26 protein-coding genes and 1 tRNA gene are annotated in these 23,297 nt (G+C 71.3%); 8 read left to right on the top strand and 19 right to left on the bottom strand.

What is annotated here, in order from left to right; translation table 11 throughout:
* Positions 1-399 precede the first annotated feature (399 nt).
* The 3 genes from R8Z57_RS05385 (at position 400) to R8Z57_RS05375 (ending at position 2,059) form a co-directional block, all read left to right on the top strand.
* A complete protein-coding gene (locus R8Z57_RS05385; protein WP_318352757.1) occupies positions 400-678 on the top strand; it encodes a hypothetical protein in 279 nt (92 codons plus the stop codon).
* 112 nt (positions 679-790) lie between these two features.
* Positions 791-1,384 (top strand): hypothetical protein, encoded by a 594-nt coding sequence (locus R8Z57_RS05380; protein WP_318352756.1) that lies wholly within the window; start codon positions 791-793, stop codon positions 1,382-1,384.
* A gap of 108 nt (positions 1,385-1,492) precedes the next feature.
* Complete coding sequence (locus R8Z57_RS05375; RefSeq protein ID WP_318352755.1) at positions 1,493-2,059, top strand: hypothetical protein; 567 nt, start codon at positions 1,493-1,495, stop codon at positions 2,057-2,059.
* A gap of 207 nt (positions 2,060-2,266) precedes the next feature.
* Here R8Z57_RS05375 and R8Z57_RS05370 read toward each other — a convergent pair.
* Positions 2,267-2,340, bottom strand: a tRNA-Pro gene (locus tag R8Z57_RS05370).
* Positions 2,341-2,470: 130 nt separating this feature from the next.
* On the opposite strand from R8Z57_RS05370, the gene R8Z57_RS05365 reads away from it, so the two are divergent.
* The 3 genes from R8Z57_RS05365 to R8Z57_RS05355 all read left to right on the top strand — a co-directional run bounded on the left by R8Z57_RS05365 (position 2,471) and on the right by R8Z57_RS05355 (position 4,217).
* Complete coding sequence (locus R8Z57_RS05365) at positions 2,471-3,058, top strand: GNAT family N-acetyltransferase (RefSeq protein WP_318352754.1); 588 nt, start codon at positions 2,471-2,473, stop codon at positions 3,056-3,058.
* A gap of 77 nt (positions 3,059-3,135) precedes the next feature.
* A complete protein-coding gene (locus tag R8Z57_RS05360; protein WP_318352753.1) occupies positions 3,136-3,822 on the top strand; it encodes a lysoplasmalogenase in 687 nt (228 codons plus the stop codon).
* On the top strand, positions 3,819-4,217 hold the full coding sequence (locus tag R8Z57_RS05355) for an RNA-binding S4 domain-containing protein (protein ID WP_318352752.1): 399 nt from the start codon (positions 3,819-3,821) through the stop codon (positions 4,215-4,217). The genes R8Z57_RS05360 and R8Z57_RS05355 overlap by 4 nt, the downstream gene beginning before the upstream one ends.
* Positions 4,218-4,238: 21 nt before the next feature.
* Here R8Z57_RS05355 and R8Z57_RS05350 read toward each other — a convergent pair whose 3' ends face one another.
* Entirely contained in the window at positions 4,239-4,793 is a 555-nt protein-coding gene (locus R8Z57_RS05350) for a GNAT family protein (protein ID WP_318352751.1), read from the bottom strand.
* 73 nt (positions 4,794-4,866) lie between these two features.
* Positions 4,867-5,769: an NUDIX domain-containing protein gene (locus R8Z57_RS05345; RefSeq protein WP_318352750.1), complete on the bottom strand. Its 903-nt coding sequence runs from the start codon at positions 5,767-5,769 to the stop codon at positions 4,867-4,869.
* Positions 5,770-5,852: 83 nt separating this feature from the next.
* Here R8Z57_RS05345 and R8Z57_RS05340 point away from each other — a divergent pair, with 83 nt between their 5' ends.
* Complete coding sequence (locus tag R8Z57_RS05340) at positions 5,853-6,281, top strand: GNAT family N-acetyltransferase (protein ID WP_318352749.1); 429 nt, start codon at positions 5,853-5,855, stop codon at positions 6,279-6,281.
* A gap of 37 nt (positions 6,282-6,318) precedes the next feature.
* Here the strand turns inward: R8Z57_RS05340 and der are convergent, their stop codons facing one another.
* From der to R8Z57_RS05260, 16 genes are all read right to left on the bottom strand, one after another.
* On the bottom strand, positions 6,319-7,860 hold the full coding sequence (der, locus tag R8Z57_RS05335) for a ribosome biogenesis GTPase Der (protein ID WP_318352748.1): 1,542 nt from the start codon (positions 7,858-7,860) through the stop codon (positions 6,319-6,321).
* Positions 7,850-8,608, bottom strand: a complete 759-nt coding sequence (gene cmk / locus R8Z57_RS05330; protein ID WP_318352747.1) for a (d)CMP kinase — start codon at positions 8,606-8,608, stop codon at positions 7,850-7,852. The genes der and cmk overlap by 11 nt, the downstream gene beginning before the upstream one ends.
* Positions 8,601-9,743, bottom strand: a complete 1,143-nt coding sequence (locus R8Z57_RS05325; RefSeq protein WP_318352746.1) for a prephenate dehydrogenase — start codon at positions 9,741-9,743, stop codon at positions 8,601-8,603. The genes cmk and R8Z57_RS05325 overlap by 8 nt, the downstream gene beginning before the upstream one ends.
* Positions 9,744-9,776: 33 nt before the next feature.
* Positions 9,777-10,586, bottom strand: a complete 810-nt coding sequence (locus R8Z57_RS05320; protein ID WP_318352745.1) for a pseudouridine synthase — start codon at positions 10,584-10,586, stop codon at positions 9,777-9,779.
* A gap of 135 nt (positions 10,587-10,721) precedes the next feature.
* The gene (gene scpB, locus R8Z57_RS05315) at positions 10,722-11,309 is read right to left on the bottom strand and encodes an SMC-Scp complex subunit ScpB (RefSeq protein ID WP_318352744.1); all 588 of its coding nucleotides are present in this window, start codon (positions 11,307-11,309) and stop codon (positions 10,722-10,724) included.
* Positions 11,299-12,102 (bottom strand): ScpA family protein, encoded by an 804-nt coding sequence (locus R8Z57_RS05310; protein WP_318352743.1) that lies wholly within the window; start codon positions 12,100-12,102, stop codon positions 11,299-11,301. Before R8Z57_RS05310 ends, scpB begins: the two co-directional genes overlap by 11 nt.
* Positions 12,086-12,976, bottom strand: a complete 891-nt coding sequence (locus R8Z57_RS05305) for a ParA family protein (protein ID WP_318352742.1) — start codon at positions 12,974-12,976, stop codon at positions 12,086-12,088. Before R8Z57_RS05305 ends, R8Z57_RS05310 begins: the two co-directional genes overlap by 17 nt.
* Before the next feature lie 103 nt (positions 12,977-13,079).
* On the bottom strand, positions 13,080-14,030 hold the full coding sequence (xerD, locus tag R8Z57_RS05300) for a site-specific tyrosine recombinase XerD (RefSeq protein ID WP_318352741.1): 951 nt from the start codon (positions 14,028-14,030) through the stop codon (positions 13,080-13,082).
* Position 14,031: 1 nt separating this feature from the next.
* Positions 14,032-14,652 (bottom strand): NUDIX hydrolase, encoded by a 621-nt coding sequence (locus R8Z57_RS05295; protein ID WP_318352740.1) that lies wholly within the window; start codon positions 14,650-14,652, stop codon positions 14,032-14,034.
* On the bottom strand, positions 14,649-16,370 hold the full coding sequence (locus tag R8Z57_RS05290) for a CTP synthase (RefSeq protein ID WP_318353554.1): 1,722 nt from the start codon (positions 16,368-16,370) through the stop codon (positions 14,649-14,651). The genes R8Z57_RS05295 and R8Z57_RS05290 overlap by 4 nt, the downstream gene beginning before the upstream one ends.
* 73 nt (positions 16,371-16,443) lie before the next feature.
* The gene (recN, locus tag R8Z57_RS05285) at positions 16,444-18,138 is read right to left on the bottom strand and encodes a DNA repair protein RecN (RefSeq protein ID WP_318352739.1); all 1,695 of its coding nucleotides are present in this window, start codon (positions 18,136-18,138) and stop codon (positions 16,444-16,446) included.
* Positions 18,135-19,112 (bottom strand): NAD kinase, encoded by a 978-nt coding sequence (locus tag R8Z57_RS05280; RefSeq protein ID WP_318352738.1) that lies wholly within the window; start codon positions 19,110-19,112, stop codon positions 18,135-18,137. The genes recN and R8Z57_RS05280 overlap by 4 nt, the downstream gene beginning before the upstream one ends.
* A complete protein-coding gene (locus R8Z57_RS05275; protein ID WP_318352737.1) occupies positions 19,109-19,909 on the bottom strand; it encodes a TlyA family RNA methyltransferase in 801 nt (266 codons plus the stop codon). Before R8Z57_RS05275 ends, R8Z57_RS05280 begins: the two co-directional genes overlap by 4 nt.
* Positions 19,906-20,064 (bottom strand): hypothetical protein, encoded by a 159-nt coding sequence (locus R8Z57_RS05270; RefSeq protein WP_318352736.1) that lies wholly within the window; start codon positions 20,062-20,064, stop codon positions 19,906-19,908. The genes R8Z57_RS05275 and R8Z57_RS05270 overlap by 4 nt, the downstream gene beginning before the upstream one ends.
* A gap of 18 nt (positions 20,065-20,082) precedes the next feature.
* Positions 20,083-21,120 carry an HAD-IIA family hydrolase gene (locus tag R8Z57_RS05265; RefSeq protein ID WP_318352735.1) on the bottom strand — a complete coding sequence of 346 codons (1,038 nt, stop codon included), beginning with the start codon at positions 21,118-21,120 and terminating at the stop codon, positions 20,083-20,085.
* On the bottom strand, positions 21,120-21,932 hold the full coding sequence (locus R8Z57_RS05260; RefSeq protein ID WP_318352734.1) for a hypothetical protein: 813 nt from the start codon (positions 21,930-21,932) through the stop codon (positions 21,120-21,122). The genes R8Z57_RS05265 and R8Z57_RS05260 overlap by 1 nt, the downstream gene beginning before the upstream one ends.
* A 6-nt stretch (positions 21,933-21,938) precedes the next feature.
* Between R8Z57_RS05260 and R8Z57_RS05255 the strand changes: the two genes are divergently transcribed.
* Complete coding sequence (locus tag R8Z57_RS05255; RefSeq protein ID WP_318352733.1) at positions 21,939-23,258, top strand: hypothetical protein; 1,320 nt, start codon at positions 21,939-21,941, stop codon at positions 23,256-23,258.
* Positions 23,259-23,297: the final 39 nt, after the last annotated feature.

The following is a 23,297-nucleotide window of genomic DNA, read 5'->3' as shown; positions in this document are numbered from 1 at the left end:
CAGAACCCGCCGCGGCGCGGGCCGGAGGCGCTAGTCCGGGAACGAGGCCGGGAACGAGGCCAGGAGCGAGGCCAGCAACGACGAAGGCCCGGAACCTCTCTCGAGGTTCCGGGCCGATCTGTCGGGATGACAGGATTGTGGGCCTGTGTCAGGGGTGACCAGGATGTCGCGCCCGCAGTCGTTTCGCCGCGCGTTCAGGGCGCGGTCATCGTGCGGACCTCCGAACGGCCCATACGGGCGATCCCCGGTCGAGCGTGACGGAACTCGGACACACGGGATCGGTGTGCATCTAGCGACCGCCTTGTGAGACCGCGCTGACTCTGTGTCTCTCCACTGCGACGGCCGGGGGTCCGGTATGGGCGTGATCATGACCGACAACACCGCGGCGGTCTGACCGCGGTGTTCCCACTGGTGTTGCTCGCTTTCATGGCGGAACGCCGCAACCTGACGATGAAGGCTCGGCGCTCAGAGCTCTTTCGCCGAGTGGTTTCTTACTCGGCGAGCGCGGCGATTCTCGGTCTTGTGGTCACAGTCGTCGGGGTGCAGACCGAAGGCTTGGCAGCTGGTTGGGGCGTCGTCGCATGGGGCCTGTTCGCCGTAACCGTCGCCGGGCTCTTCAGCTTGGCGGGCCTTCACATGGCTTCCGCCGAGGTCGAGGAGGAGCGGAAGAGGAAATAGCAGAGCGCACCCTGAGCGACCCACATGTGTGCGCTCCTTCCCGCCGTGAGTTGCGGGTGGCATCCTGGTATGGATTGTCCGGACATCGCCGTCCGGCCGATGGGGGCCGACCATGGCAGGGCTGAATCGACGGCGTTGGGGAGCCGCGCCACTCGCATTCGCCTGGGTCGTCGCCGCCGCACTAGGGGCCTGGCTGACCGGATGCTCTGCGGCGACAGACGCGGACGCCGTCGCCAAGTCCCCCTCCCCCACGAACCACTTCGAGGAGGTTCCGACCGACCCGGGAACATCGCCGGGTCCCACCCCGACGATGCCGCCCGAGTGGTGCGAGCCAGCCGACTTTCCCCGCAGGTCGCTCCCCGAAGCGACGCTTCCTGCGCGGGGCGACCATCTGATCCTGCAGCTAGACCCGTGCCTAACCGTCAAGAGCCTGCTCGGCTCTTACTCGTGGCTTGAGAGTCAGTTGATAGACGCCGATCTGATCCAGGGATTTCGGAACGTGGCCGGCATCGAGCCGTGGATTGCGCCCCTCGCCGACGGCACCGGCAGGTGCATCCTGATCCGCGCGGATACCCGCAACGGCTGGCGCGAGATCGTCTGCGATGCCCCGGATACGCCCGCAACGGTGGAGCGCACAGTGGACGGCTCGGCACTGCAGTTCAGGATCGAAAACGACGCCATCGCCGTGTACGCAACACCACCGTGACCGCCGACGCGATCCCCGCGGTACGCGATGCGACGATCGACGCTCACCCAGCCGATGCGCGCGAAGGGACCGACAATCGCACAGCGCTGGTCGCAATACGCTCGCAGGATGGACGATGGGACGATCGCGCTCTGGGGATTGCTCGCCGACTGGTTCGCAGCCGTGGGCACGGTCGGTGCGCTCGTTCTGACGATCGTCATCGTGCTGCGCGACCGACGCCACAGCGCGCGAGAACTAGCGGACCAGTTGGTCAGCAATCTCGATGTCCAGGCCCGGATCGATGACAGCGGAGGATTTCGTCTTCGACTGTTCGTCGCGAACTACTCATCCGTCGCAATGCGCAGCATCGCGCTAGTCGGCCCGGACATGGAGGCCCGGGACGACGAACCTGAGGAATGGAGCGACGCCATGTTCGTCTACGGCGTTGTGCCTGCCGAGGAGGAGATGCAAGCGGAGTGGATGGGCGGTGATTCCACCTATGTTGGACTGCCGCCCGGCGACTCGAAGCGTCTTGAACTCGTTTCCCAGTCACGCCCACCGAGCAGCGAGTATTTCTTGCTCATTCGAGACGGGCGCGGACGCGTATGGCTCAGAAATGCGCACACCGGACAATACGTGAGGAACAGGCGAGCTCGGCGAATGGTTCAGCACGCCTTTGAGAACGATCACCGCTAGTGCGACGCGGTCGCCCGTCACCCACTGAAGATTCCAGTCAAACCCATTACCCTTCGGCGCGAGCACTGGCGCTGGATGCTGGCGGAGTTCGGCCGGTGGTCCAAGTCGGAGTGACGGCATCGCGATGACGTGGTCACGCCTCACCAACGAACGAGTCCCGGCAACGACGAAGGCCCGGAACCTCTCTCGAGGTTCCGGGCCGATCTGTCGGGATGACAGGATTTGAACCTGCGACCCCTTGACCCCCAGTCAAGTGCGCTACCAAGCTGCGCCACATCCCGTTGATCCTCGCTTGCGCGTGGACAACTCCCCCATCCTACCCGGTCGGCGGAGGCGTCGCGAACCGAGCGACGGCCGGGCGTGGCATCCGGAGTCCTTGCCGTTGTCGGTGGCGGGCGTTAACGTCGCGCCATGGCGAGCATCATCATCGAGCAGGCGACCCCCGATCGCTTCGACGACGCCCAGCATGCGCTGAGCGGCGGCGGCGACGGACGCGGCTGTCAGTGCCAGTGGTGGATGATGCCCAACAGCCGGTGGCAGCAGACCTCGCAGCAGGAGCGCCAGACGATGCTCCGCGACGAGCTGGCGGCCGGCCCGCCACCGGCGCTCATCGCGTACGTCGACGGCGAGGCGGTCGGCTGGGTGCGCATCGGCCCGCGCACCCGGCAGGTGCGGATCGGGCGCACCCGCCACTTCGCCACGCACTCCGAGGAGCCGTGGGACGACGAGACCGTCTGGTCGGTGAGCTGCTTCGTGGTGCGCAAGGAGTTCCGCAAGCAGGGACTCAATGCGCGGCTGCTCGCTGCGGCGATCGACTATGCACGCGCCCGCGGCGCGCGCGTGATCGAGGCCTACCCCCTCGATCCCGACGCCGGCAGGAAGATCGCCTCGAACGAGCTGTTCCACGGCGTCGTCGCCACCTTCGCGCAAGCGGGATTCCGCGAGGTCGCCCGTCCGAAGCCCCACCTCGCGATCGTGTCGCTCGACCTGGCGCACTGAGCCACCGCCGCGGCACGTCGCAGCGCTGGCCGGCACCCGTGCGACGATGGAGAGTCGCCCGCGAATCGAGGAGGATCATGCGCCGGCTCTGGATCGGCTTCGTGCCCTACATCGCGGTGTCGATCGTGCATGTCGTAGCCCTCGCCCTCGGCGCCGACGCCCTCGCGGCGCCCACGAAGCTCGCGCTCATGCCGCTCCTCGCCCTCGCCGTGGCGTGGGGCGCCGGGCAGACCCGGTGGAGCGGCGCGTACACGCTGCTCCTCGTCGCACTCGGTCTCTCCTGGCTCGGCGACGGCGCGGGGGTGTTCGTGCCGTGGCTGCCCACCGTGCCGATGATGCTGCTCTTCTTCGGCGTCGCCCACCTCTGCTACATCTGGATGTTCTGGCGGGTGCTGCCGGTGCGCCGCGCCCCGCTGTGGGCGAGCGCCTACGCCGTGTGGTGGGTCGTGCTCCTCGCGGTACTCGGGCCGCATCTCGGCGGCCTCACTGTCGCCGTCGCCGTGTACGGTCTGGTGCTCGGCGGCACGGCGGTGGCGGCATCCCGCTGTCATCCGCTCATCGCGTGGGGCGGCGCCTTCTTCCTCGCCTCAGATTCGATCCTCGCGTTCCGGCTGTTCCTCCCCGACGCGATGCCGGACTGGACGAGCCCTCTCGTCATGCTGACGTATTGCCTCGGCCAGGGACTCATCGCGGCCGGCGTGATCGTGAGCGTCCGTGCGCGACGCGCGGCGAGCACCACGGCGGCGACGGCGGTCGCGTCATGACGGATGCCTCCTCCCCCGGCAAGAGCGTGCGCGTGGACGCCTGGCTCTGGGCGGTGCGCATCTACAAGACCCGTTCGGCCGCGACGACCGCGTGCCGCGCCGGCCACGTGCGGGTGGCGGGCGAACGGGCCAAGGCGGCGCAGCCCGTGCGCCCGGGCGACGAGGTGCGCGTGCGGATCGACGGGTTCGACCGGTTCCTCGTCGTCCGCGAGCCCATCTCGAAGCGCGTCGGCGCACCGCTCGTGGCCACCGCGATCGAAGACCGCACGCCCCCGCGCGACCCGACCCCGGTCATCGCGCAGCGCGACCGGGGCGCCGGGCGCCCGACCAAGCGCGAGCGGCGCGAGATCGACCGCCTGCGCGGCCGGTCCGACCGCGACGACCTCGACGTCTGACCGGGGCGCCGACGCCGGTGCTCAGGGCCGAGGATCCTCGGCCAGCATCCCCATCAGCACCGAGTCGACCCACTCGCCGTCCCACAGCAGCGTGTGACGCGCGCGCCCCTCCACCTGGAACCCGATCTTCTCGTACGACCGCTGCGCCCCGGGGTTGAAGCTGTAGACATCGAGCGAGATGCGGTGCAGCCCGACCGCGTCGAATCCCCAGTCCACGACGGCGCGACCCGCTTCCGTCCCATAGCCCTGGCCGCGCATCTCGACGCCGGTCAGCGCGATCCGGTAGTTCATCGCGAGGTTGTCGTCGTCGAGGTCGTTCAGCACCACCTCGCCCAGATAGCGACCTCCATCGTCGACGATCGCGAAGTCCGCCCGGTCGTCTGCGCCTGGCAGGCGGCTCAGGTGCGCGAGCACCTGTTCGCGCGTGAACTCGCCGCGCGTTCCGGTGAGCCGCATCGCGTCGGTGTCGGCCAGCGCCGCCATCGTGTCGTCGAGGAAGTCCGGGCCGAGCTGCACCAGCGTCAGACGGGGCGTGCGGAGGACGGGCTGGGCGGCGAGCATCTCGGAGATCGACACGGCCTCAGCGTATCCGCACGTCGTCTCGCGCGACCCGTGGGCGAGCCCGGCGGGCCTGGGGACCCGGCGCTCCTCAGCCCTCCAGCAGGTCCAGCAGCCAGCGCGCGCCGCGGACGTCGGCCGCGGCATCCGTCACCCGCTCCGCCAATCCGCGATCGCTCGTGACCACCGTCACGGCGCGTCCCTCACGCACGGCGCGTTCCGCCGCCTCGACGATCGCGTCGTCGCCGACCGCCGGCGCCCGCATCACCTCGACACCCGGCACGTCGTCCGCCGCGCGGGACTGTCCCTCGACCACGGCGATCCATTCGGGGTACCAGTGGTGCTCGGGAAGATCGAGGGCGGATGCCGCCACCCCGGTCGCGACGAGCTCGGCGATCCGCGCGAGGAGACGCGACGCGGCGCCGACACGGTCGCGCCACCACCCGTCGGGCACCGAGCCCATCACGTTGGCGACGTCCACGATGACGGTCGGGCGCACGTCGACGAGCCCGCGCAGCCCATCCCACGACGCGGCGAACCCGGGGTGCAACGGGTACTGCGTCACGTCGGCGACCGGGACCCAGGCGAGCTCGCGGCTCTCGGGATCGCTGATCGTCGGCTCGAAGGGCACGACGACGTCGCCGATCAGGGTCGTGTAGCTCCAGTAGCCCAGATCCAGCACGCTCACGACGCGCCGTCTGACCGAGGCATCCGGCACACCCGCCTCCTCCGCCGCCTCACGCAGCGCCGCGTCGGGGGCCGACTCCCCCTCGTGGCGCGCGCCGCCGGGCAGCGCCCACGTGTCTCCGAAGTGACTCCACGACACCCGGTGCTGCAGCAGCACGCCCCGCCGCGGGTCGACGGCGAGGAGCCCTGCGGCACCGAAGCGCCCCCAGTACCGCTCGCCCGTCGGCGCCACCACCCACGCGTCGCCGGGATCGCGCGGGCCGTGTGGGCGGCGCGGCTCACCGGGAGCAGGAGGCTGGATGGTCACTCTGTCAGCCTGTCACACCGCCCGGGCCAGCGGTCGGCGGGCGGACCGGCGAGCGTCACCCGGCGACTCGCCACAATGGTCGGATGGACTACGACCTCGACGACGACCCCGCCCGCATCCAGCGCGACATGGTGTGGGCGTGGCTCTCGACCGAGGCCTACTGGGGTCGCTGGCGCACGCGCGAACAGCTCGAGACCCAGCTCGACGGCGCGTGGCGGCTCGTCGGCGCGTACCGCCGCGACACCGGCGAGCAGGTCGGATTCGCGCGCGCCGTGTCGGACGGGGTGGGGTTCGCCTACCTCGCCGACGTCTTCGTGCTCGACGCGCACCGCGGCCACAGCCTGGGCAAGCGGCTCATCCGCCTCATGATCGACGACGGACCCGGTGCCGACATGCGGTGGACGCTCTTCACCGGTGACGCGCACGGCCTGTACCGGCAGTTCGGCTTCGCCGAGCCCGACGCGACGGCGATGGTGCGCCCCGCACTGTACCGCGCCGGCGCGGACGGATGACGGATGCCTCGGCCCGAGGCATCCGTCATCGCGCGCGTCAGCGCTGCCGGCGCTCGCGAACCCGCATGTTGATGACGATCGGCGAGCCCTCGAAGCCGTACAGCTCGCGCAGGCGCCGCTGGATGAAGCGGCGGTAGCCCGGGTCGAGGAAGCCGGTCGTGAACAGCACGAAGGTCGGCGGGCGGGTCGACGCCTGCGTGCCGAACAGGATGCGCGGCTGCTTGCCGCCCCGCAGCGGGTGCGGGTGCTCGGCGATCAGCTCGGTGAGGAAGGCGTTGAACTTGCCCGTCGGGATGCGCTGATCCCACGACTCGAGGGCCGTCTCGAGCGCCGGCACGAGCTTGTCGAGGTGGCGGCCGGTGCGGGCCGAGATGTTGACGCGGGGTGCCCACGCGACGTGCGCGAGGTCCTGCTCGATCTCGCGCTCGAGGTAGCGGCGGCGGTCCTGGCCGTCCATGTCGTCGTCGTTCAGGCGATCCCACTTGTTGTAGGCGATCACGAGCGCACGACCCGACTCGAGGACGAGGTCGATGATGTTGAGGTCCTGCACGCTGATCGGCTGGGTCACGTCGATCACGACGATGGCGACCTCGGCCTTCTCGAGCGCCGCCGACGTGCGCAGCGACGCGTAGAAGTCGGCGCCCTGCTGCAGGTGCACCCGGCGACGGATGCCGGCGGTGTCGACGAAGCGCCACAGCTTGCCGCCGAGCTCGACGATCTCGTCGACCGGGTCGCGCGTGGTGCCGGCGAGCTCGTTGACGACGACGCGCTCTTCGCCGGCCGCCTTGTTGAGCAGCGACGACTTGCCGACGTTCGGGCGACCGAGGATCGCGACGCGGCGCGGGCCACCGATCTCGGCCTTGGCCACCGCCGAGACGTCGGGCATGACCTTCACGACCTCGTCGAGGAGGTCGGCGACGCCGCGGCCGTGGATGGCCGAGACCGGGTGAGGCTCGCCGAGGCCCAGGTTCCACAGGGCCGCCGCGTCGGGCTCCTGGCGGGCGTCATCGATCTTGTTGGCGACGAGGAACACGGGCTTGTTCGCCTTGCGCAGCAGCCGCACGACGTGCTCGTCGGTGGCGGTGGCGCCGACCATCGCGTCGACGACGAACAGCACGACGTCCGACAGGTCGATGGCGACCTCGGCCTGCGCGGCCACCGAGCGGTCGATGCCGCGGGCGTCGGGCTCCCAGCCGCCGGTGTCGACGAGCGTGAAGCGGCGGTCCATCCACTCGGCCTTGTACGTGACGCGGTCGCGGGTGACGCCCGGCGTGTCTTCGACGACAGCCTCGCGCCGGCCGAGGATGCGGTTCACGAGCGCCGACTTTCCGACGTTCGGGCGGCCCACGATCGCCACGACCGGCAGGGCCGGGAGGAACTCGATGCCGTCCTCGCCGCGGACGATGCCCGCGAGCAGCGCCGCATCCTCGTCGTCGAGGTCGTAGTCCTCGAGGCCGACGCGGAGGGCTGCGGCCCGCTGGTCGGCGAGCTCGTCGTCGAGGCCGGCGAGGTTCTCCTCGAGGTGGTCGTCGCCCGCCTCGAACTCGTCGAAGTCGTCGGTGGTGGTGTCAGCGGCCATCTCGGGCTCCTGTCTGAAGCGGGTCGGCCGCGGGCGTGCCCGCCGCTGCCGACGAAGGCGGTGCGGCCTGGATCACGCCGAGCACGGCGTCCACGGTCTGGTCGAAATCGAGGTGGGTCGAGTCGACGACCTCGACGCCGGGCGCGGCGGTGAGGAAGTCGACGACGGCCGAGTCGGAGGCGTCGCGCTGGTGCAGGGCCGCGGCGACCGCTGCGGCGTCCTGCGTCGTGACCTCGGCGCTGCGCCGCGCGGCGCGCACCTCGGGTGCGGCGGTGAGGAGGATCCGCACCGGCGCGTCGGGGGCGACGACGGTCGTGATGTCGCGACCCTCGACGACGACGCCCGGGCGTCCCGAGTGCGCCACGAGCGCGCGGAACAGCCCGTTCACCGACTCGCGCACCGCCGGTACCCGCGCCACGCCGCTCACGGCGTCCGACACGCGGGGCTCGCGGATCGCGTCGGTCACGTCGGAGGCGCCGACGCGCACCCAGTACGCATCGGGATCGAGTGAGATCGCGTAGTCGAAGTCGCCGGCGACATCGAGGACGGATGCCGCGTCCGACGTGTCGATACCGTGCTCGAGCGCGTGCCACGCCAGCGCGCGGTAGGCGGCGCCGGTGTCGAGGTAGCCGTAGCCGAGGCGGCGGGCGACCTGCTTCGAGACGCTGGACTTGCCGCTGCCGGCCGGGCCGTCGATCGCGACGACGACGGGGCCGGGTCCGGGCTTGGTGATCGCCGGGTCAGTCATTGGTGGTGCTCGCAATCTTCCAGCCGCGCGACTCGAGACCGTCGATCGCCCGGCGCACGGCGCTCGGGACGACGCTGATCTCGGCGAGGCCGAACTGGGCGCCGGGCGAGTGCTCCAGGCGCAGGTCTTCCACGTTCACGTCGAGGTCGCCGAGCTCTCCGAACAGGCGTCCCAGCTGACCGGGGGTGTCGTCGACCATCACCACGACCTGCTCGAACCGGCGGTTCTGGCCGTGCTTGCCGGGGAGGCGCTCGACGCCGTCGTTGCCGCGCCGGATGGTGTCGGCCACGGCCCGACGCGAGCCCGGCGCGTCCGGCGCGCGCAGCGCATCGGCGACGGCGGTGAGATCGGCCGCGAGCAGGTCGAGCACGTCGACCACCGGCTCGGCGTTGGCGCCGAGGATCTGCACCCACAGCTCGGGGGCGGATGCCGCGATCCGCGTCGTGTCGCGCACGCCCTGTCCGGCGAGCCGGAGCGAGCCGTCCGGAGCGTCGACGAAGCGGCCGGCGAGCAGGCTCGCGACCAGCTGCGGGACGTGCGACACGAGCGCGACGCCGCGGTCGTGGTCTTCGGGTGTCATCTCGATCGGCGTCGCACCGAGCTCGAGCGCGAGCGCCTCGACGAGGGCGAGGTCGGCCGACGGCGTCTCCTCGTCGCGGCAGACGACCCACGGGCGGCCGACGAAGATGTCGGCGCGGGCCGAGATCGCTCCCCCGCGCTCGCGTCCGGCGAGCGGGTGCGAGCCGATGTAGTGCGTGAGGTCGACGCCGCGCTCGCGCAGCGCGCGCAGCGGCTCGAGCTTGACGCTCGCGACGTCGGTCACGACCGCACGCGGGAAGCGTGCGAGCTCTCGCGCGATGACGTCGGCCGTGACGTCGGGCGGAACGGCCACGACGACGAGCGACGGGTCGTCGGCGTCGGCGGCATGCCGGCCGGCGCCGTAGTCGACCGCGAGCCGCAGCTGCGACGGCGACGTGTCGTCGAGCACGACGTCAACGCCGCGCGCGGTGAGCGCGTGGCCGATGCTCGCGCCCAGCAGGCCCGCGCCGACGATGCGCACGGTGCCCTGCACGCGCGGGGCGAGCGCGGGTTCACCCGCGCGCTCGCGCGCCGAGGGCGGCCTCGTGTCGGTCACTTGCGTCTCCTGTTCGCCTGCACGGCGCAGATCTCACTCCGCGGGCGGATCGCCGTCGCGGGTGTCGGGTGCGTCCTCCTCCGGTGCGGCGGAGGTCGCCTGGCGCGAAAGAGTCAGCAGAGCGCCCCGCTCCACTTTAGTCAACTCGCGTGCCCGCCCGGCTGGCAGGGTTCCCAGGTGAAGGGGTCCGAACTGCCGGCGCACGAGTTCGACCACCGGATGCCCGACCTGGGCCATCATGCGGCGCACGATCCGGTTGCGGCCGGAATGGAGGGTGAGCTCCACGAGCGAGCCGCCCCCTTCGGCCGAGGACGAGAGCAGCCGTGCCTTGTCGGCGGCGATCGGGCCGTCCTCGAGGCCGACGCCGCGCTGCAGTTGCTGGATGGTCTGCGGCGTCACTCGCCCCTCGACCTTCGCGATGTAGACCTTGGTGACGCCGAACGACGGGTGGGCGAGGACGTGCGCGAGCTCGCCGTCGTTGGTGAGCACGAGGAGGCCGCTGGTCTCGGCATCCAATCTCCCCACGTTGTACAGCCGCTCCGGCCACTCCTTGGTGAAGCGGCGCAGGTCGGGGCGGCCGCGGTCGTCCTTCATCGAGCTGACGACGCCGGTCGGCTTGTTGAGCATCACATAGCGCTTGGACTGGTCGAGCTGCACCGCGGTGCCGTCCACGTCCACGAGGTCCTTCTCGGGATCGATCCGCGAGCCGAGCTCGGTCACCGTCGTGCCGTTGACACGGACCCGGCCCTCCACGATGAGCTGCTCGGCCACGCGCCGCGAGGCGACGCCGGCGTTGGCGAGCACCTTCTGCAGCCGCACCCCCTCGGTCGAGGCATCCGTCATCGCCGTCCTCCTTCATCCACGCTCTCGTGCGAGGTCATCGTGTCCCGCTTTTGTTCGTTGCCGCCGCCGGGAACGGACGGAATCGGGACATCAGTGCAAGAAATCGGGACATGGATGCCGGGGGCCGGAGTGGTCTCATCGGGCGACCTCCTCGAAGCCGTTCGCGCCGTCGTCCAGGAGCGGCGAGATGTGCGGCAGCTCGTCGAGCGAGTTGATGCCGAGGTGCACGAGCAGCGCGTCGGTCGTGCCGTAGTTGATGGCGCCGGTCTCGGCGTCGGCGAACAGCTCGGTGATGAGCCCGCGCGCCAGCAGGGTGCGCACGACGGAGTCGACGTTCACCGCCCGGATCGACGCGACCTGGCTGCGGGTCACCGGCTGCTTGTACGCGATGACCGCGAGCGTCTCGAGCGCCGCCTGCGAGAGCCGCGACGGCGCCTGCCCGCCGACGAAGTCGCTCACGAGGTCGTCGAGCTCCTCGCGGACGTACAGGCGCCAGCCCCCGCCCACCTCCCGCAGCTCGAAGCCCCGCACCGGGCCGCCCGACCGGCCGTCGTAGTCGTCGACCAGCGCCTCGATCGCCTGTCGCACCGCCGGCACCGGCGCGCCGACGGCGGCCGCGAGGCTCACCAGGCTCTGCGGCTCCTCGACGATGAGCAGGATGGCCTCGAGCCGGCGGGCCACGTCGGCTGTCGTCAGGACGGGTGCGCCCGTGTCATCGGTCATAATCGGCTCCCAGGGTCGCGAGGTTCTCGTCGCTCCAGCGCTGGGCGCTCCAGCGGAGGGTCAGCTCGCCGAGCGGCTCGAGCTGTTCGAAGGACAGGGCGGCGTGGCGGTAGAGCTCCAGCACCGAGAGGAACCGCGCCACCACGACGCCGGGCTGGCCGACCCCGGTGATGAGCTCGCGGAAGGTCAGCGACCCGGCATCCCGCAGCAGGGTCACCACGATCGCCGCCTGCTCGCGGATGCTGATGAGCGGCGCGTGCAGGTGGTCGAACCCGATCCGCGGGATCTCCTTCGGCGTCATCGCCACGAGCGCCAGCGCCGCGAAGTCATCGGCGCTCAGCGACCAGACGAGCTCCGGCACCGCCTGCCGGTACTTCTCGTCGAGGCGGACCGACCGCGTGTGCCGGCCGCCCTCCCGGCGCAGGCACCGCTCGAACCACGCCGACACCTCTTTGAACGCCCGGTACTGCAGCAGCCGGGCGAAGAGCAGATCACGCGCCTCGAGGAGCGCGACCGACTCGGCGTCGACGAGCTCGCCCTGCGGCAGCAGCCCCGCGACCTTCATGTCGAGCAGCGTCGCGGCGACGACCAGGAACTCGGATGCCTCGTCCAGCTCCTCGTCCGGTCCCAGATGCCGCAGGTAGGCGATGAAGTCGTTGGTCACGAGCGACAGCGACACCTCGGTGATGTCGAGCTCGTGCTTGGCGATCAGCGTGAGCAGCAGGTCGAAGGGGCCGTCGAAGTTGCCCAGCGCGACCCGGAAACCGGGATCCTGATCAGGCGACGGCGCCACGGGCGACCAGCTCCCGCGCCAGTCGGAGGTAGGCCTGCGCGGCGGCGTGCTCGGGCGCGAACTCGGTGATCGGCATGCCCGACACCGAGGCATCGGGGAACTTCACGGTGCGGCCGATGACCGTCTCGAGCACGTCGTCGCCGAACGCGTCGACGACCCGCTCGAGCACCTCGCGCGAGTGCAGCGTGCGGGCGTCGTACATGGTCGCCAGCACGCCGTCGAGCGTGATCGTGGGGTTGAGCCGATCGCGCACCTTGTCGATCGTCTCGATCAGCATCGCGACCCCGCGCAGCGCGAAGAACTCGCACTCGAGCGGGATGACCACGCCGTGGCTCGCCGTCAGCGCGTTGACCGTGAGCAGGCCCAGCGACGGCTGGCAGTCGATGAGGATGACGTCGTACTCGCCGGCGACCTTGCGCAGTGCCCGCGAGAGGGTCTGCTCGCGCGCCACCTCGTTGACGAGGTGCACCTCGGCGGCAGACAGGTCGATGTTCGCCGGGATGACGTCGAGGTTCTCGACGCGCGAGTGCACGATGACCTCGTGCGGGTCGCGCTTTCCGTCGAGCAGCAGGTCGTAGATCGTGGGGATCTCGTGGGTCTGGATGCCGAGACCGGCCGACAGCGCGCCCTGCGGGTCGAAGTCGACCGCGAGCACCTTGCGTCCGTAGCCGGCGAGCGCTGCGGCCAGGTTGATGGTCGTCGTCGTCTTGCCGACGCCCCCCTTCTGGTTGCACAGCGCGATGATGCGCGCGGGACCGTGTCCGTCGAGCTTCGGCGGGGTGGGGAAACCCTGGTAGGGACGCCCGGTGGGCCCGATGGGGACGTCGGACTCCGAGGCCTTCCCCGATCTGGTCTTCGCCGTGCTGTCAGCCACCGTGCTCCCGCTTCCTCGTGCTCGCTCGATCCTAGTGCGCACTCAGGCAATCCCTGAGCGAAGCGCCGCGGCGCGAGCACATGCGGGGCGTCGATGGTCCCTGTCAGCGGGCGCGAGGGTGCGACGTCGCGTACACGTCGCGCAGGGCGTCGACCGACACGTAGGTGTATATCTGCGTCGTCGCCACGGACGCATGACCGAGGAGCTCCTGCACCACCCGGACGTCGGCGCCACCCTGGAGCAGATGGGTCGCAAAGGAGTGGCGCAGGGTGTGCGGCGAGACGTGCGCCGTCAACTGCGCGCGCTCGGCGGCGGAGTGGATCACGAGCCACGCGCTCTGCCGCGACAGCGGAGCGCCGCGCGCGCCGAGGAACAGCCGCGGGGTCGCCCGGCCGCGCCGCGACAGCTCGGGCCGGGCGCGGGTGAGGTACGCGTCGACCGCGGTGCGCGCGTACGAGCCGACCGGCACGATGCGCTCCTTCGACCCCTTGCCGCGCACGCGCAGCACATCGCCGTGGGCGAGGTCGTCGACGTCGAGCTGCACGATCTCCGACACGCGGGCGCCCGTGGCGTACAGCAGCTCGAGGAGCGCCCGGTCGCGGAGCCCCAGCAGGTCGCCCGGCGCTCCCCCGGTCGCGGCGGCGGCATCGGCACCCGTCGACGGCGCCGGGCCTGCGGCATCCAGCAGCTGCTCGACCTGGTCGATCGTCAGCGCCTTCGGCAGCCGGCGGGGCTGCTTCGGAGGCCGCAGATTCACCGAGGGGTCGGCCGTCTCGATCCCTTCGCGCGCGAGGAAGCGATGCAGTCCCCGGACGGAGGACTGCAGTCGCGCGAGCGACGACGCGGCCATCGGCGGCTGCGCCGCCGCACGGTCGGCGATGAAGCTCGAGAGCATCGTGGGCGTGACCGCCCCGGTCTCCTGGACACCCTGCTCGCGCAGCCACTGGACGTAGCCGGCGAGATCGCGCCGGTACGCCGCCACGGTGTTCTCCGACAGGCCGCGCTCGATCGCGACATGACGCAGATACGCGTCCACCGCACGATCGAGTCGCATGTCAGCCCTCAGGGGCCTCCCGTGCCGCGCGGATCCGCTCGGCGGCGGTGAGGACGCCGAGAGCGAGGATGCCGTTGCGCAGGCGCCCTGCCAGCACTCCTGCCACCGCGTCCTGCAGCGGGACCCACTCGAGCCGGATGTCGGCCTCCTCGTCCTCGCGCTCGTGCACGTCGCCCGCGGACGACAGCCCCCGCGCGAGGAACAGGTGGACGACCTCGTCGTTGCCGCCGGGCGTGGTGAAGATGCTCACGAGCGGCTCCCACGACTCCGCGACGAGATCCACCTCCTCGGCGAGCTCGCGCTGGGCGGTCTCGGCCGGCGGCTCGCCGTCCACATCGAGCAGCCCCGCCGGGATCTCCCAGTCGCGGTGGCGGATCGGGTGCCGGTACTGCTGGATCAGCAGCACCCGGTCCTCGTCATCCAGCGCCACGATCGCCGCCGCCCCGGGGTGCTCGACGTACTGACGCACGATCTGCCCGTCGCCGTAGGCGACGGTGTCGCTGCGCACGTCCCACACGCGCCCCTGGTAGACGAGCTTGCTCTCGACGACGGGGGCCTCCAGCGGCTCGTCCGACAGCGGGCCATCGGCCTGCGCCGGGCGCGGCATCCGCTCGTCCGTCACGCGACGGCTTCCTCGGCCTCTTCGAAGGGCTCGACGTCGAAGAGCTCGCTCGAGCGGTGCCGCTCGAGCGCGGCGCCGACGAGGCCACGGAACAGCGGGTTCGCGTCGGTCGGGCGCGAGCGCAGCTCGGGGTGCGCCTGCGTCGCGATGTAGTACGGGTGCACGTCGCGCGGCAGCTCCACGTACTCGACGAGGTCGAGGTCGGGGTTGATGCCCGAGAACACCAGGCCCGCTTCCGCGATCTGGTCGCGGTAGCGGTTGTTGACCTCGTAGCGGTGACGGTGACGCTCCGAGGCGGTCGTGCCGCCGTAGACCTCCGCGGCGATGGATCCCTCCGTGAGGGCTGCGGGGTAGATCCCGAGACGCATCGTGCCGCCGAGGTCGCCGTGGTCGAGAATGTCGACCTGCTCCTCCATCGTCGCGATCACGGGGTGCGCGGTGTCGGGGTCGAATTCGCTCGACGACGCGTCCGCGATGCCGGCGACGTGGCGCGCGTACTCGATCACGATGCACTGCAGGCCCAGGCAGATGCCGAGCGTCGGGATGCCCTGCTCGCGCGCGAACTTCAGCGCGCCGATCTTGCCCTCGATGCCGCGGATGCCGAACCCGCCGGGGATCACGATGCCGTCGAGCGGGCCGAGCGCCTTCGCGGCGCCCTCGGGCGTCTCGCACTCGTCGGACGGGATCCACCGGATGTTGACGTGGGTCTCCTGTGCGAAGCCGCCGGCCTTGAGCGCCTCGGTGACCGAGAGGTAGGCGTCGGGCAGGTCGATGTACTTGCCGACCAGGCCGATCGTGACCTCGTGCTTGGGGTTGTGCACGGCGTTCAGCACGCGCTGCCAGCGCGACCAGTCGACCTCGGCGGCCTTCGACAGGCCGAGCGCGCGGACGATGTACTCGTCAAGACCCTGCTCATTGAGCATCGAGGGGATGTCGTAGATGCTCGGCACGTCGACCGCGTTCACGACGGCGCACTCGTCGACGTCGCACATGAGCGCGATCTTGCGCTTGTTCGACTCGGTCACGGGCCGGTCGCTGCGCAGCACCAGCGCGTCGGGCTGGATGCCGATCTGGCGCAGCGCCTGCACGGAATGCTGGGTCGGCTTCGTCTTCTGCTCGCCCGAGGCGCCCATGAACGGCACCAGCGACACGTGCACGAAGAAGACGTTGTTGCGGCCGAGCTCGTGACGGATCTGACGCGCGGACTCGATGAACGGCTGCGACTCGATGTCGCCGACCGTGCCGCCGATCTCGGTGATGATCACGTCGGGCTTCGGCGTCTCGTCGGCCTGCAGGCGCATGCGGCGCTTGATCTCGTCGGTGATGTGCGGGATCACCTGCACGGTGTCGCCGAGGTACTCGCCGCGACGCTCCTTGGCGATGACCTGCGAGTAGATCTGGCCCGTGGTGACGTTCGCGGCCTGGCTCAGCTCGATGTCGAGGAAGCGCTCGTAGTGCCCGATGTCGAGGTCGGTCTCGGCGCCGTCGTCGGTGACGAAGACCTCGCCGTGCTGGAACGGGTTCATCGTGCCCGGGTCGACGTTCAGATACGGGTCGAGCTTCTGCATCACGACGCGCAGGCCGCGCGCGGTGAGGAGGTTTCCGAGGCTGGCCGCGGTGAGACCCTTGCCCAACGAGGAAACGACACCGCCGGTCACGAAGATGTGCCGAGTGGTGTCGTTCGAAGAGTCGCCGCGGGAAGAATCAGAAGTCTGCATCACGGGCTTTTATCCTATCAGGCGGGTTTTCGATCAGCTTCGCAGAAGCTGGGGACACGCGGGGCGGAAGTGCTCAATCGGCCACGTCGGCGCGCAGGCCGAGCAGCTCGCGGGCATGGGTGAGCGCGGCATCCGAGTCGGGCATGCCCGACAGGAGGCGCGCCATCTCGGCCTCGCGGTCGGATCCGTCCAGGCGACGGACATCGGATGCCGTGACAGACCCGTCGTTGGCCTTCACGACCGAGAGGTGGTTGGCCGCGAAGGCCGCGACCTGCGCGAGGTGCGTGACGGCGATCACCTGCGAGGACTGCGCCAGGCGGGCGAGGCGCCGGCCGACCTCGATCGCCGCCGCGCCGCCGATGCCGGCGTCGACCTCGTCGAACACGAAGGTCGGGACCGGGTCGACCGCCGAGATCACGACCTCGATCGCGAGCATCACGCGGCTGAGCTCTCCCCCGCTCGCGCCGCGGGAGACCGGGCGCGGCTCGGCGCCCGGGTGCGGGGCGAGGAGGATCGCGACGTCGTCGCGCCCCGACGCCGAGTCGGGGCCGGGGGTAACTGTCACCTCGACGCGGGCATCGGGCATGGCGAGCTCCCGCAGCTCGGTCGTCACCGCTGCGCCGAGACGCTCGGCGGCCTCGGCGCGCGCGGCGGTGAGGACGGCGGCGGCCTCGTCGAGAGCGGATGCCGCGGCATCCCGCTCCTCCGTCAGCCGCTCGATGCGGTCGGAGTCGTCGTCGAGCTCGGCCAGGCGCTCTGAGCCGGTGTCGAGCAGCTCGATGGCGGCGTCGAGCGTGCCGTGCGCGCGCACCAGGCCGGCGAGCACCGCGCGACGCTCTTCCACCGCGGCGAGCTCGTGGGGACCGGACTCGTCGAGGTCGGCGAGATAGCCGGCGAGCGCGGCCGCGACGTCGGCGACGCGGTAGCCGAGGTCGGCGAGCTGGCCCGAGAGGTCCTCGAGCACCGGGTCGTGCACGCGCTCGAGGGCGCGACGCGCTTCGGCGAGCAGGGCGCCGGCGTCGGGTTCGTCGCCCTCGCCCGACAGGCTGTCGTGAGCGGTCGCGGCGGCGACGCGCAGCTCCTCGGCGTTGGCGAGCCGTTCCGCCCGCGCGGCGAGCTCGGCGTCCTCGCCGGGCTGCGGCGCCGCCTGCTCGACCTCGCTCAGCTGGGCGCGCAGCTCGTCGGCCTCCCGCGCCCGGGCGTCGCGGTCGTCGGTCAGCTGCGACAGCTCGCGATCGGCCGAGCGCCAGCGCTCGTACGCCTCACGGTAGGCGTCGCGGGCGACATGCACCGGCTGGCCGCCGAAGCGGTCGAGCGCGTCGCGCTGTGCGGCGCTCGAGCGCAGGCGCAGCTGGTCGGACTGCCCGTGCACGACGACGAGCTCATCGGCCAGATCGGCGAGCACGCCGGCGGGGGCGGCGCGGCCGCCGACCGACGCGCGGCCGCGTCCCTCGCTCGAGATGGAGCGCCCGACGTATAGCTCGGCGCGCCCGCCCCCGATGGGCTCGACGTCGCCGCCCGCCTCGCGCACGCGCGCGGCGACCGCGCCGTCCTCCGGCACGATCCACACGCCGTCGACGGTCGCCTGCGACGCGCCGGCGCGCACGGCTCCCGAGTCGGCGCGCTGGCCGAGCAGAAGGCCGAGCCCCGTCACCACCATGGTCTTGCCGGCGCCAGTCTCACCGGTGATCGCGGTGAAGCCGGGGCCGATCGGCAGCGTCGCCTCGGCGATCACGCCGAGGTCGCGCAGGCGCATCTCCTCGATCACAGCGCGCCCCCCGCCCCGCCGGCAGCCGTGGTGGGCAGCACACCCGTGATCGCCGCCGGCCCCCGCCACCCCTCGACGGGGAGGCGGAACTTGCGCACCAGCCGGTCGGTGAACTGCGCCGGATGCAGGCGGGCCAGACGCACCGGGCGATCGGAGCGCCGGACGACGACCCGGGCGCCGGGAGGCAGGTCGTGCGAGCGGCGCCCGTCGCACCAGAGGATGCCCGTGCCGTTCGTGCGCTCGAGCACCTCGATGGCCACGGAGTGCTCGGGACCGACGACGAGCGGCTTCGCGAACAGCGCGTGCGCCGACAGCGGCACCACGGCGATCGCCTCGACGGTGGGCCAGATGACGGGGCCGCCGGCCGAGAAGTTGTACGCGGTGGATCCCGTCGGTGTGGACACGACCATGCCGTCGCAGCCGAAGCTCGACAGCGGCCGCCCGTCGATCTCGATGACGACCTCGAGCATGCGCTCGCGGCTGGCCTTCTCGACCGTCGCCTCGTTGAGCGCCCAGGTCTCGTAGATCACCGAGTCGCCGGTGTCTTTCACGCGGACCTGCAGCGCCATGCGGTCTTCGACCTCGTACTCGCGCGCGATGACGCGGCGCACCGCCTCGTCCATGTCATCACGCTCGATCTCCGCCAGGAAGCCGACGTGGCCCATGTTGATCCCGAGCACGGGTGCGCTGCCGTCGCGGACCAGCTCGGCCGCGCGCAGGATCGTGCCGTCGCCGCCGAGCACGATCGCAAGCTCGATCTCGGCGACCGGCACGTCGTCGCCCAGGATCGCCACGTCGCCGAGCGACGAGCCGACCTCGACGAGCTCTTCGCGGTCGTCGGCCGCGAAGACAGGACGTGCCCCGGCGCCGCGCAGCGCCGCGACCACGCGTTCGGCTGCGGCCACGGTCTCGGCGCGATGCGCGTGCGCCACCACCAGGATGCTGCGCTCGGCGCGTGCGTCGGCGTTGTTCATCGGCTCCCCGCCAGTCGGTTCACGGTGTCCGACCATTCTGCCGGAGTGCTCCCCCGCCCCGGCGCGAGGTGTGCGATGTACTCGGAATTCCCGTGCGTGCCTGCGATCGGGGAGGAGACGATGCCGCACGTCCCGAGGCCGGCATCCCATGCTGCCCAGAGCACGCGCGCAACCGCATCGGCGCGGAGCACCGGGTTGGTCACCAGGCCGCCCTTGACCGCCGTGCGACCGACCTCGAACTGCGGCTTGATGAGCAGCACCAGGTCTGCGTCGGCAGAGCACACCGCCCGCGCAGCGGGAAGGACGTGCGTGAGCGAGATGAACGAGAGGTCGCCGGTCACCACGGAAGGCGCCCGCGCGACGCCGCTCGCCTCGGCGAGCGAGTCCGGGGTCATGTAGCGGACGTTGAAGCCCTCGACCGCGGCGACACCCGGGTCGTCGGCGACGGATGCCGCGAGCTGCCCGTGCCCGACATCCACGGCGATCACCGGCTCGGCGCCGCGTTCCCGCAGCACCTGCGTGAACCCGCCGGTGGAGGCGCCCATGTCGAGCGCCACGCGCCCGCGGACGTCGACGCCGAAGGCGTCGAGGCCGGCGAGGAGCTTGTGCGCGGCGCGGCTGACGTAGTGGTCGGCGCCGGCCACGTCGAGGACGCTCGCATCCGTGACGGGGGTCGACGCTTTGACGACGGGCCGGCCGTCGACGGTCACCAGCCCCTCGGCGATGAGCGTGGCCGCGTGGGTCCGAGAACGCGCGAGGCCCCGGGCTGCGAGTGCGGCGTCGAGGCGCGAGGTCATGACGGCGAGCCGGGGGTCGCCTCGAGGCGACGAGCGAGCGTGTCGTGGAGCGCGTCGTACGCCTCCGCCCGCGTCGCCAGCGGCTGTCCCTCGATCACCTCGAGGGTCGACAGCAGGTCGCCGGCCTCGTCCTCACGCTCGCGGGGCTGATCCATCACCCCACAATACGGCGGTCAGGGCCGGTGGAACGGATCGGCGTACAGCGCTTCGGGCACGCGGAAGCCGAAGATCGCACGCCCGGTCGACCAGATGGCGGCTGCACCGGCACGCACCAGGTCGATCGGCTGGTCGCCCGTGCTCAGGATGCGGATGTCGGGACCGTCGATCGCCACGCGGGCGCCGCGGACCGTCGCGACCCCGTCTTTCACGTGCACCTCGGGATAGGGCTCGTGGAGCTCGCGGAGGTCGCCGAGGATGTAGGTCGGGCGCGAGCCCTCCGGCGCGGCCAGCACGTGCTTCGGACGATCGATGCCCGTCAGCACCAGCGCCGAGGCGATGCCCGCGCGGTTGGCGCCGAGGATGTCGGTGTCGAGACGGTCGCCGAGGAAGAGCGGATGCCGCGCCTCGAACCGTGCGACGGCCTCCTCGAAGATGGGCACCTCCGGCTTGCCGGCGACGGTCGCCAGGCGCCCGATGGCCGTGTGCACCGCGGAGACCAGCGTGCCGTTGCCCGGCGCGATGCCGCGCGACTGCGGGATGGTCCAGTCGGTGTTGGTCGCGATCCAGGGGATGCCGCCCTCTTCCTCCGGTGTCTTGAGCGCGAACGCCGCCTCGGCGAGCTGCGTCCAGCCGACCTCGGGTGCGAACCCCTGAACGACCGCGGACGGCGCGTCGTCAGCGCTGCGCGTGACCAGGAAGCCCGCCTTCTCCACCTCGACGACGAGACCGTCGCCGCCGACCACGAGGACGGTGGATCCGGGCTCGATCCGCTCCGCAAGCAGGCGCATCGCCGCCTGCGGACTCGTGACCACGTCAGCCGGGGCCGTCGCGAGCCCGAGCTCGCTCAGATGCGCCGCGACCGAGGCATCCGTCCGCGAGGCGTTGTTCGTGATGTACGCGAGCGTGCGTCCGTCGCGGGCGCGGTTCAGGCTCTCGACCGCGTGCGGCAGTGCGCCGGCGCCGGCGTAGACGACCCCGTCGAGGTCGGCGAGCACGACGTCGACGCCGTCGAGCGGAGCGGGCGTCGCCGCCCGCCGGCCGAACAGCGCCATCAGCGCTCGGCTCCGCTGCCGTCGCTCTCCGCCTCGCGCGGTTCGTCGATGCCCGCCTCGATCAGGATCTCTTCGACCTCGTCGGCGATCGTCGGCTCGGCGGGCTCTTCGAACTCCTCGACGTCGTCGACGGCGTCCGCGTCGTCGTCGTCGCTGTCGAAGCCGTCCGCGTCCAGCTCGCTCTCCTCCGACGCTTCGTCATCGTCGTCGTTCGCGACGATCTCGGTGGATTCGTCCTCGGGCTCTTCCTCGTGGATCTCCTCGACGAAGATCGTCTCGAGATCTCCGACACCGGATGCCGCGTCGATCGCCTCCGCGGCGACCACGGCGCGCCGCTGCCACTGGGCCGCCTCGTCGTCGCGTCCCAGCTCCTCGAGCACCGCGGCGCGCGCGGCGAAGAGCCCCGGGCTCCACTCGAAGGCGCGGTCCGGGTCGAGCTCGGGAATGTCCAGCTCCTGCAGCGCGCGCTCCGGCTCGCCGAGGTCGAGACGTGCCCCCGACATCGCGATCGCGAGCTCGACGCGCACCCCCGTGTCGAGCGCGGCGCGCTCGACCGAGCGGCCCACCTCGAGGGCACGATCCGGGCGGCCGACGCCGCGCTCGCTGTCGACCATCAGCGCGATCTGGTCGTCCTTGCCCGAGATGCGGCGGTACGTGCGCAGCTCGCGAAGGGCGAGGGCGAAGTCGCCCGTCGCGTAAGCCGTGATCGCGAGCGTCTCGCGCACGACGGCGATGCGTCCCGCCCGGCGCGATGCGGACAGCGCATGCTGGTGCGCCAGCTCGGGCTCGTCGTCGATCAGCTGCGACGCCATCGCGAGGTGACGCGCGACCTGGTCGGCGTTCTCCTTGCTCAGGGTCTTCAGCTCGTTGCGCGCCGCCGGCGGCAGGTCCTGCGCGGTGACGTCGTCGGGGATGATCGGGTCGTCGTGCCGCGGACGGACCGGACGGATCTCGCCCTCGCGCGTCGCGCGATCGGGGCGGCCGGCGCCCCCGCGCGTCGGACGAGGAGCACGGTCGTAAGTGGAGCGCTCGCCGTCACGCTTCTGGTACGGCTTGCGATCGCTGTCACGGGGAGCGTACGGACGGTCGCCATCGCGCTTCTGGTACGGCTTCCGGTCGCCATCGCGCTGAGCGTACGGCTTGCGGTCGCCATCACGAGGAGCGTACGGACGGTCGCCGTCACGCTTCTGGTACGGCTTGCGGTCGCTATCACGGGGAGCGTACGGCCGGTCGCCATCACGCTTCTGGGAGGGCTTGCGGTCGCCGTCGCGAGGAGCGTACGGACGGTCGCCATCGCGCTTCTGGTACGGCTTCCGGTCGCCATCGCGCTGAGCGTACGGCTTGCGGTCGCCATCACGAGGAGCGTACGGACGGTCGCCGTCACGCTTCTGGTACGGCTTGCGGTCGCCATCGCGCTGGGCGTACGGCTTGCGGTCGCCATCACGAGGAGCGTACGGCCGATCGCCATCACGCTTCTGAAAGGGCTTGCGATCGCCGTCGCGAGGAGCGTACGGCCGGTCGCCATCGCGCTTCTGGTACGGCTTCCGATCGCCGTCGCGCTGGGCGTAGGGCTTGCGGTCGCCGTCGCGAGGAGCGTACGGACGGTCGCCATCGCGCTTCTGGTACGGCTTCCGGTCGCCATCGCGCTGAGCGTACGGCTTGCGGTCGCCATCACGAGGAGCGTACGGCCGATCGCCATCACGCTTCTGAAAGGGCTTGCGATCGCCGTCGCGAGGAGCGTACGGTCGGTCGCCATCGCGCTTCTGGTACGGCTTCCGATCGCCGTCGCGCTGGGCGTAGGGCTTGCGGTCACCGTCACGGGGAGCGTACGGACGGTCGCCGTCACGCTTCTCGTACGGCTTCCGGTCGCCGTCGCGCTTCTGGTACGGCTTGCGATCGCCGTCGCGCGACGCGTACGGGCGGTCGCCGTCACGCTTCTGATAGGGCTTCCGGTCGCCGTCGCGCTTCTGGTACGGCTTGCGGTCGCCGCTGCGCTGGCCAGAGTCGGTGCGACCGGCACCTGTCGACGGCTTTCCTCCGGGTCGATCGCGCGGCGCGCGTCGATCGTCGCGCGGCTCCTGCTCTGCCATTGTTCGATCCTCCCGGATGCGGTCTGCGTCGGCAATCCACCCTGTTAACGCGGAATGGCCACCCAGGGTGTGGGTGGCCATTCCGTG

Origin of the sequence: Microbacterium sp. M3 (assembly GCF_033548675.1) — a bacterium.
Taxonomy (GTDB): Bacteria; Actinomycetota; Actinomycetes; order Actinomycetales; family Microbacteriaceae; genus Microbacterium; species Microbacterium arthrosphaerae.
This window is presented reverse-complemented; position numbering and strand designations above follow the sequence as displayed.